Genomic DNA, 3,234 nt, shown 5'->3' with positions numbered 1-3,234 from the left:
GTTTTGGTCAGGTTGGTAAATTTGTCCTTTTCGAAGTTGTAGATGATGATGTCGTTGTTTCCCTTTTCATCCACCGCAGAAAAAGCCATCTGAATGTCATTGATAAATGCGGGTTGGTTGTCGTACAAGGGACGGTCAGTGACCAACTTTATTGAAGCAGGATCAAGGATCAATTTGGATCCCGTTTTCTTGACATCAATGGCAATGAGGTCAAAGCTTCCCTGCGCAAAAGTGTTGATTGACAATAAAATAAGCAGCGAGATAAAGGTAAATCGTAATTTGGTAGTCATATGCGATTGTTTACGGAAACTAAATTACAAAATCGGGGTTAGACTAAGGTGGGAAAATTAAGATTATATACCAATAAAAATCTGGATGCACTCAGGTCAAGCGGTGATAGCTTGGCTGATCTTGCGGTTGGCTTTTTGGTGAACCAACCTGATTGGTGTGAAAAAATCAATTCCTGGAAACAGCTTCCGGATGAAGAGGAATTGGCATCCTTTCCCCAAGAACTGAAGACTTTTTTCCTTTTTTTCCATCAAAAGCCTGATTTCATTTCTCCCAATAAGGTAAAAACCGCACAGGATTTTTTTGACAAAGAGGGGAACCTCTATTTGTCTATGTTGGGGTTTTATTCCTTGCCCTATTGCTATGCCTTTGCAGACGGCGCCCAAGTACTCGTCCGCTCCAAGAGAATTACTGACGAAGTGGGAATGCGGCTTTCGGAAACGGCTTTATTCCTGTTGGACTGTTTTGTGCCCGGTACATTTATCCATGAAAACAAATCCCTGTTGACCATTGCCAAAGTCCGTTTGATCCATGCCTTTAGCCGGTATTTCGTATCTAAGTATGCCAAAGATTGGAATCCTGATTGGGGATTACCCATCAATCAGGAAGATATGATCGGTACCAACCTTGCCTTTAGCCTCTTGGTCATGCGGGGAATGGAAAAGCTCAACCGCTTTCCGGGTTTGGATACGCATGAAGCCGTTTTACATTATTGGAAAATCATCGGCCATTATTTGGGGATTGACATTGCCTTTTGGCCGGAAACAGCCAAGGAATCCTTTGAATTGGAGAAACTCATCCGCAAACGACATGTCAGGCCTTCCGAGGCAGGGAATACTTTGATCAAATCTTTGCTGGGTTTTTATGAAAAATCCATCCCTGACCCGGCCATGTCAGCACTCTCGGAAACCTTGGTGGCTTATTTTGTTGGAAAGGAAGTGGCAGAAGTCTTGGGAATCCAAGAGAAAACCAAGCTTCCCAAAAGTGTCTATGCTTTGGTTTTGGATCTGAACTTTTTGAAACAAAGCGGAGGAAAACCATCCTACCAAAAGACGAGGATGCAGTTTTTGGAACAAAGTAAAAACCAATTCGGAAAGGAACTCAGTTTGGGGATTCCCGTTCCAAAGCGTCCATAACCGTACACTTTTTTGTCCGTGTTCGTGTCAGGACATTTTCAGAACACGTTAATTTAGGTTAAAATAGGCCATTTTACCTTATGGCATTCTTTTCGTACTTTCAGTTCCAAATGAAAAAAATCGGAACCATCATCCGCACATTCCCTTTGGAATTGGTCTTTTGGATCGGAGCCCTTATCGGCATCCTGTTTATTGACCCTTATGGCGCCCAACATTTCACCCTTTGCCCTTTGGAGAACCTAGGCTTCCATTGGTGTCCGGGATGTGGATTGGGTCGGGCCATGAGTCTGCTGACCAAAGGGGATATCCAAGCTTCATGGTCAATGCATCCGCTTGCTATGTTTGCCTTTGGCGCGATCGGTTTCCGAATTTTCGAATTAATCAGACACCTTAAAACTACAAAACACTATGGCTAATGTATTGAGACACCTTCCGGAGCTTGAAGGTATGGAATTGGGTTACATTCAGGGAATCCTGAAAAACATGGATGACGATCAGGCAAATCTATTTGCCCAAGTTTATCGCGCCAGAAGAAAAGACAACCAAATGGTATTGATCCTTTGTTTGCTAGGTTTCTTCGGATTTGCCGGACTCCACCGCTTTGTACTCGGACAGATAGGATTGGGTATCCTTTACATCCTGACTGTAGGTTTGTGCTTTATCGGTACCATTGTCGACTTGGTCAACTACAAAAGTCTGGCTTACGAATACAACATCAAAGTGGCACATGAGACTTTGTCCATGATGTCTAACAACAGCAATTTCTTCCCAAATGCCAATACCACAGACAATGCATAAGGGAATCAAATCAATAAGTTTGTTTTTGGGAATCGGTTTTCTCCTGGCGTCCTGTTATACACCGGAGAAAACCGTCACCCAAGACTATGAAGAAACATTTGAAGGCATCAAAGAGATTGAGCTGGAAGGTAAATTCCTTGAGGTAACCTACGAAGGAAAATCAGGTGATACCCAAGTTTACCTGAACGGTTTTCTCGAAGCTCCCGAAAGCTCCGGGATGGAAATCACCTACCGCAAGTCAGGATCCAAACTGAAGATCGAAGTGACCGGAGATTTGGATTTTGGATGGAATTTTGGAAACCAAATCAATGGCTATATCAGCCTGACCGGCCCGGAAGACATCAAACTCAACTTGGTCAACGGTTCGGGTTCCATCGAAGTCCTCAATGTGGTCCATGAAGATATCAACCTCAAAGTCAACTCAGGAAGCATCAAAGCCACTTCCATCGAAGTCGGTGACATCCAACTGAACGCTTCTTCGGGAAGTATCAAAGGAGATGCCCTGACTGGAAAAGTCAATGCCCAAGTCAACTCAGGGAGTATCACCCTGACAGATGTCAAAGGCGATGTGTATGCCAAAGCCTCCTCGGGAAGCATCAAGATGGAGGATGTCGATGGGGTAGTGGACGCAACTGTAAATTCGGGGAATATCCGCCTGAACAATATCACCGAATTGGCCTCCTTGTCTTCGAGTTCGGGCAGTGTCAATGCCGAAAATTCCGGTCTTGGCAGCAGGACCAGCCTTGAAGCCAACTCCGGCAGCATCAGCATCCAAACCCCCTCCGACCTTAAGGCCTTCAACTACGACCTCAAAGCCAACAGTGGCAGTGTCAGGGTAGGAGAGGATAACTCCGGCAAAAAACTCGATATCGACAACGGTGCCTCTGCTACTATTTCAGGAAAAGTCAGTAGTGGGAGTATTAAGATTGTGAATTAGGAATTGGAAGATTAGAAGATTGAAAAATTGAAAGATTACAAAATTGGGAAGGATGAAATAATTAAAAAATGAGCC

General features: G+C 44.2%; 4 protein-coding genes and 1 pseudogene. 4 read left to right on the top strand and 1 reads right to left on the bottom strand.

All coding sequences use genetic code 11. The annotated features are described in order from the left end of the window. Nucleotides 1-290 (bottom strand): annotated as a pseudogene (locus ACZFYI_RS17965) (hypothetical protein); the annotation flags it as partial. Between the two features lie 48 nt (nt 291-338). On the opposite strand from ACZFYI_RS17965, the gene ACZFYI_RS17960 reads away from it, so the two are divergent. From ACZFYI_RS17960 to ACZFYI_RS17945, 4 genes are all read left to right on the top strand, one after another. Next, nucleotides 339-1,424, top strand: a complete 1,086-nt coding sequence (locus ACZFYI_RS17960; RefSeq protein ID WP_462525501.1) for an oxygenase MpaB family protein — start codon at nt 339-341, stop codon at nt 1,422-1,424. 110 nt (nt 1,425-1,534) lie between these two features. Next, on the top strand, nt 1,535-1,840 hold the full coding sequence (locus ACZFYI_RS17955) for a DUF2752 domain-containing protein (RefSeq protein ID WP_462525500.1): 306 nt from the start codon (nt 1,535-1,537) through the stop codon (nt 1,838-1,840). Next, a complete protein-coding gene (locus tag ACZFYI_RS17950) occupies nt 1,833-2,222 on the top strand; it encodes a TM2 domain-containing protein (protein WP_462525499.1) in 390 nt (129 codons plus the stop codon). Before ACZFYI_RS17955 ends, ACZFYI_RS17950 begins: the two co-directional genes overlap by 8 nt. Further along, nucleotides 2,215-3,159, top strand: coding sequence for a DUF4097 family beta strand repeat-containing protein (locus tag ACZFYI_RS17945; protein WP_462525498.1), 945 nt, complete (start codon nt 2,215-2,217; stop codon nt 3,157-3,159). Before ACZFYI_RS17950 ends, ACZFYI_RS17945 begins: the two co-directional genes overlap by 8 nt. Nucleotides 3,160-3,234: the final 75 nt, after the last annotated feature.

Source organism: Aquiflexum sp., from assembly GCF_977115555.1.
This window is presented reverse-complemented; position numbering and strand designations above follow the sequence as displayed.

Excerpts from the sequence above, each read along its gene's own strand:
- ACZFYI_RS17955 (WP_462525500.1), top strand. The coding sequence starts at position 1,535 with ATGAAAAAAATCGGAACCATCATCCGCACATTCCCTTTGGAATTGGTC.
- ACZFYI_RS17950 (WP_462525499.1), top strand. The coding sequence starts at position 1,833 with ATGGCTAATGTATTGAGACACCTTCCGGAGCTTGAAGGTATGGAATTG.
- ACZFYI_RS17945 (WP_462525498.1), top strand. The coding sequence starts at position 2,215 with ATGCATAAGGGAATCAAATCAATAAGTTTGTTTTTGGGAATCGGTTTT.